At 54.0% G+C, this 272-nt stretch carries 1 protein-coding gene; it reads right to left on the reverse strand.

Annotation, left to right across the window (positions count from 1 at the left end; all coding sequences use genetic code 11):
• Window positions 1-272: PepSY domain-containing protein (locus tag F8N44_RS31635; protein WP_224794745.1), on the reverse strand; the 272-nt coding region annotated here is incomplete at both ends.

The following is a 272-nucleotide window of genomic DNA, read 5'->3' on the forward strand; positions in this document are numbered from 1 at the left end:
GACGCTGCTGACCGCGATCGGCAGCAGCAACAACCATAGCCATAAACCCCCAGCGCGATGCAGGTCGAAATTCAGCCGATAGGCATGGCCGCCCTTCACTTTCCAGGCAGTTGACCACTTCTTCCAGAACGGCTTTCCACGCGGCAATGTCAGCCAAAGCGCAATGAAACAATCGATCACCCAGGTAATCGCAACCAAGCCCATCAACAACAATCCCCAGTTCCCCGGCAGCGTCAGGTTGTAATGAAACTCGAGAATGAACGGGACAAAAT

It is taken from the genome of Pseudomonas fluorescens, from assembly GCF_902497745.1.
GTDB lineage: Bacteria > Pseudomonadota > Gammaproteobacteria > Pseudomonadales > Pseudomonadaceae > Aquipseudomonas > Aquipseudomonas fluorescens_BM.